The sequence below is a fragment of the Gordonibacter pamelaeae 7-10-1-b genome, from assembly GCF_000210055.1.
Taxonomy (GTDB): Bacteria; Actinomycetota; Coriobacteriia; order Coriobacteriales; family Eggerthellaceae; genus Gordonibacter; species Gordonibacter pamelaeae.
The window spans coordinates 1523333-1528327 of record NC_021021.1; the positions used below are offsets into that span (position 1 = coordinate 1523333).

Annotated in this window: 5 protein-coding genes; all 5 read left to right on the plus strand. The window is 65.7% G+C overall.

Features of this window, described 5'->3' with window-relative positions:
• On the plus strand, positions 1-765 hold a 765-nt coding region (locus tag GPA_RS07040; RefSeq protein ID WP_156791143.1), incomplete at its 5' end, for an HAD-IC family P-type ATPase.
• Between the two features lie 145 nt (positions 766-910).
• Positions 911-1252 carry a FeoA family protein gene (locus tag GPA_RS20070; protein WP_015539432.1) on the plus strand — a complete coding sequence of 114 codons (342 nt, stop codon included), beginning with the start codon at positions 911-913 and terminating at the stop codon, positions 1250-1252.
• 431 nt (positions 1253-1683) lie between these two features.
• Positions 1684-1920, plus strand: coding sequence for a FeoA family protein (locus GPA_RS07050; RefSeq protein WP_015539433.1), 237 nt, complete (start codon positions 1684-1686; stop codon positions 1918-1920).
• 350 nt (positions 1921-2270) lie between these two features.
• Complete coding sequence (gene feoB, locus GPA_RS07055) at positions 2271-4652, plus strand: ferrous iron transporter B (protein WP_041240226.1); 2382 nt, start codon at positions 2271-2273, stop codon at positions 4650-4652.
• 148 nt (positions 4653-4800) lie between these two features.
• A partial coding sequence (locus tag GPA_RS20075; RefSeq protein WP_083808965.1) for a hypothetical protein occupies positions 4801-4995 on the plus strand: 195 nt, incomplete at its 3' end.

A 4995-nucleotide genomic window follows, 5' to 3' on the forward strand; every position in this document is an offset into this window, starting at 1 on the left:
GAGCCCGTGCGCGACGAGCGCGCCGTGGCCGGCGTGGGCGTGGAGGGCGTGCTCGAGGACGGCCGGCAGGCGCTCGTCGCGAACGCGCGGCACCTGGACGAGCAGGGGATTCCCTACGATCGCGACCTGTTCCAGTCGCTCGCGGGCCGCGGCCTCACGGTGAGCTTCCTCGTGATCGACGGTGCCGCAGCCGGCGTGGTGGCGCAGGGCGACGAGGTCAAGCCCACGGCGCGCGAGGCGGTGCAGCAGCTCAAGGAGCGCGGCATCGCGCCCGTCATGCTCACGGGCGACAACGAGGAGGCCGCGCGCGCCGTGGCCCGCGACCTGGGGATCGACGAGTTCCATGCCGGCCTCGTGCCCCAGGACAAGGTGCGCCTCGTGCAGGAGCGCCGCGCGGCGGGGGACACCGTGATGATGGTGGGCGACGGCATCAACGACGCGCCCGCCCTCGCGAAGGCGGACGTGGGCGCCGCCATCGGCGCCGGCACCGACGTCGCCATCGACTCGGCCGACGTCGTGCTGGTGAAGAGCGATCCCGAGGACATCGTGCGGCTGCTCGACCTGGGCACGAGCACCACGCGCAAGATCAAGCAGAACCTCTGGTGGGGCGCCGGCTACAACATCGTGGCCATTCCGCTCGCCGCCGGCGTGCTCGCGCCCGCGGGCATCCTGCTCAGCCCCGCCGTCGGCGCCGTGCTCATGAGCCTGTCCACCGTCATCGTGGCCGTGAACGCCATGACGCTCAAGGCCGGCGACGAAGGGTAGGCTGGCGGCGCACGCGCCCCCCCCCGAAAGGCGCGGGCAATCAGCTGCGCGGGCATGTGAGAGAAAAAGTTAACCAAGACTTCCATTTCTTAAAAGTTTGCTATAGAATACTTTTTGTTACATGAAGCTAACTGATGGGAGCCATATGGGCAATGCAACGGCAGCGGGCATGGGTAGGCAGGCGGGCGTGCGAGCCCGCGCGCATGCCGGCACGGGTATCGCATGCGTCGACGCGGGCACGATGCCCGGCGCCGCGTGCCGCCAGATGCCGCTCTCGTTCCTCGGGAGTGGCGAGACGGCCACGATTGCGAAAGTGCGCGGCAAGGGCGACCTGCACCACCATCTGGAGAACCTGGGGTTTGTGGAAGGTGCGCGCGTCACGGTGACGGCCGAGGCGGCGGGCGACCTCATCGTGGAGGTGAAGGGCACGCAGGTCGCGCTCAACAAGCAGATCGCGTCCCGCGTCATCACGAACGCCGTCGCTTAGGCGCTGCGGGTGCGTCCGGGTGCTTGCGCGCACGAGTCGCCGTCCATTTTTCCGTTACCCGATTTTTCGTACAAATGTCTCACGTGAAACATTCGAAAGCGGAAATTCGGGCTAACGGTAGCCGGATGGTCGACGGTGCGCTTCGGACGCCCCAAAGCCCTGCATGCACCCAAGGTCGCAAGCATCGCACGCGCCAAGGTCGCAAGCACCTAGGTCGTACGCGCCAAGGTCGCACGCTCGGCTTGCATACCTATTTCGCAGGTCCGACCGCCCAGGTCGCGCACTCGGCCGAAGTGTCCAGGCCTCATAATCCGGCCCGGTGCCCAGGACGCGCATGCGGACATGCCCGCGGGTTTCGCGTCTCCTGAAGTTGGCGAAGTCAGAAAGGGCCGGGCGCTGCAGGCGCCTGGCGAGGAAGGAAGGAGCGGTACATGGCAGAAGGCCAGGGCAAGACGCTGCGCGATGTCGCCATCGGCGAGTCGGCCACGGTGCGCCGCCTGACGGGCGAAGGCGCCGTCAAGCGTCACATCATGGACATGGGTATCACGAAGGGCACGGAGGTGTTCGTGCGCAAGGTGGCCCCGCTGGGCGACCCCATCGAGGTCACGGTGCGCGGCTACGAGCTGTCGCTGCGCAAGAGCGAGGCAGGGAATATCTTGGTGGCCTGACGCCCGACGGCTCGGAGAAAAGGCCGACGCCGCGGCTCGTCTCCGCCTGCCCGACGGCCAACGAAACGGGTCGACGCTGCGGCTTTCCGTGGCACTCCATCTTGCCGCGCTGGCTTGGGCTCACGTGCAAAAGCACGCTTCGCCCAACCCATCACGCCAATCTGGAGCACCACGAAAACCCTTGCTGGCATCGGCGGACCAGCGGCTTTGTTTTTTGGGATTGAGTTAGTTACAGTTAACTTTGTAGGGCACAGGAAGATAGAATCTTCCGGCGAGGGAAACGCCGGATGGAACGGAACAGCCGCACGGCGCGGGAACCGCCGGGCGGCACGGAGCGGGAAAGGCAGAACATGGGAATTCGCATAGCGCTTGCCGGCAATCCGAACTGCGGCAAGACGACGATGTTCAACGACCTGACCGGGGCCTCGCAGTACGTGGGCAACTGGCCGGGCGTTACCGTCGAGAAGAAGGAGGGCACCTACGCGCACGCTTTGGACGTCACCATCACGGACTTGCCGGGCGTCTACTCGCTCTCGCCGTACTCGCCCGAGGAGATCGTGACGCGCGACTACCTGCTGGGCGATGCGGCAGCTGCGGGCGGGAAGGGCTCCGGCCGTCCCGACGCGGTCATCAACCTCGTGGACGCCACAAACCTCGAGCGCAACCTCTACCTTACGACGCAGATCCTCGACCTGGGCCTGCCGGTGGTGGTGGCGCTGAACATGATGGACCTGGTGGAGAAGAACGGCGACAAGATCGATGTGGCCAAGCTGTCGGCCAGGCTGGGCTGCCCCGTGGTGGAGACGTCGGCGCTCAAGGGCCGCGGCATGGACGAGCTGCTGAAAACCGCCATCGACGCGGCGAAGAAGGGCACGCCGACCGCGTCTGACCTGCGCTTCACCTCCGAGGTGGAAGAAGCGCTGGGCCGTGTCATCGACGTGCTGGGTACGCGCGTGACCCCGAACGTGGCGCGCTGGTACGCCATCAAGCTGCTGGAGGGCGAGCAGAAAACCATCGACAAGCTGGGCCTGCCTGCCGGTGACCTCTCGGCCGTTGCAAGCATCCGCGAGGCGCTCGAGAACAGCCAAGACGACGACGCCGAGAGCATCGTCACCGGCGAGCGCTACGACGCCATCGGCGACGTGGTGTCGGAGACGGTGAAGAAGTCGCTCAAAGGCGCCACCACCACGCAGAAGATCGACCGCGTGGTCACGAACCGCTGGCTCGGCATCCCCATCTTCATCGTCATCATGACGCTGGTGTACTACATCTCCGTGTCCACCGTGGGCACGCTGTTCACCGACTGGGCCAACGACGGCGTCTTCGGCGACGGCTGGCTCTACACCGGCACCGAGCAGTACGACGAAGCGGTCGGCGTTTGGGAAGAGAACGTGGCAGCCGCCGAAGAAGCCGGCGCAAGCGAGAGCGAGCTGGCGCTCTTAGCCGAAGAGGAGCCCGATCCCGCAGAGTTCGGCGTGTACATCCAAGGCCTCACGCCTGTGGCTACTGAGGCGCTGGAGTCCATCGGCACGGCACCGTGGCTCATCAGCCTCATTGTGGATGGCATCATCGCCGGTGTGGGCGCGGTACTCGGCTTCGTTCCCCAGATGATCGTGCTGTTCTTGCTGCTGTCCATCCTAGAGGCCTGCGGTTACCTGGCGCGCGTCGCGTTCATCATGGACCGTATCTTCCGCAAGTTCGGCCTGTCGGGCAAGAGCTTCATCCCCATGCTCATCGCGTCGGGCTGCGGCGTCCCCGCCGTCATGGCCACGAAAACCATCGAGAACGAGAAAGACCGTCGCATGACCATCATGACGACGACCATGATCCCCTGCGGCGCGAAGTTGCCCATCATCGCACTCGTGTTCGGCGCCATCGCTGGCGGTGACGCGGGCACCACCTGGTGGATCGCGCCCGTGTTCTACTTCTTAGGCGTCATCGCTATCATCGTGTCCGGCATCATGCTGCGCAAGACGAAGATGTTCGCCGGCGAGGCCACGCCGTTCATCATGGAGCTGCCGCAGTATCACATCCCCGCCGTGAAGAACGTGCTTATGGCCACGTGGGAGCGTGTGAAGAGCTTCATCGTGAAGGCCGGCACGATTATCTTCCTGTCGACCATCGTCATCTGGTTCCTCATGAACTTCGGCTTCTACGAGGGCGCGTTCGGCCTTCTCGACACGGAAATGGAAGGCTACATCCAGTACAGCCTCATGGCCGGCTTGGGCAACGCGCTGGCGTGGGTGTTTGCGCCGCTCGGCTTCGGCAATTGGGAGTCAACCGTCACCTCCATCACAGGCCTCGTGGCCAAGGAGAACGTCGTAGCCACGGTGGGTATCCTCACCAGCCTGGGCGATGCCGGCGAGGCCGACCCGTCCATGTGGATGGCGTTCGGGGCGCTTATGGGCGGCAGCGTGCCGGCGATCATGGCCTTCTGCGCCTTCAACCTGCTGTGCGCCCCGTGCTTCGCCGCCATCGGCACCATCCGTCGCCAGATGGCGAGCGCGAAGTGGACCTGGTTCGCCATCGGCTACATGACGGTGTTCGCGTGGGCCGTGGGCCTGATGATCTACCAGTTCGGCATGCTGCTGAGCGGTGGCGAGTTCAGCGTGTGGACTGCCGTCGCCGTCGTGGTGCTGGTGGGCATGCTGTTCCAGCTGTTCCGCCCCCTGCCCGAGTACAAGGACAAGGGCGGCGCGCCGCAGGCCGAGGCCGAGCAGGGTGTTGCGTAAGGCTCCTGCAGGAACCGAACGGCGGGCGCATCCTGCGCCCGCCGTTCGGTGCGTTCGGACTGACGCGAGCGCGTGAGGATATTTCTCGCGAATCATCTGTGCGAAAAGCAATGCGCCGGAAAGCGGCGCCGTGGAAAGGAGGCGGCTCGTGCTGCCATTGGAGATAAGTCCGGCAACCGTCATCATCGGCCTTGTTATTGCGGTGCTGGCCGTGCTAGCCGTGCGACGCCTGGTGCGCCGCGGCACCTGCGACTGCCACGACCACGGAGGAGGCCCGGCGAAGGGCGGCTGCGCGGCAGGAGGCTGCGCTGGGTGCACCGGGTGCGGAGTCGCAGATGCCCTG

Coding starts and splice junctions, on each gene's coding strand:
- GPA_RS20070 (WP_015539432.1), top strand. CDS start 911: ATGGGCAATGCAACGGCAGCGGGCATGGGTAGGCAGGCGGGCGTGCGA.
- GPA_RS07050 (WP_015539433.1), top strand. CDS start 1,684: ATGGCAGAAGGCCAGGGCAAGACGCTGCGCGATGTCGCCATCGGCGAG.
- feoB (WP_041240226.1), top strand. CDS start 2,271: ATGGGAATTCGCATAGCGCTTGCCGGCAATCCGAACTGCGGCAAGACG.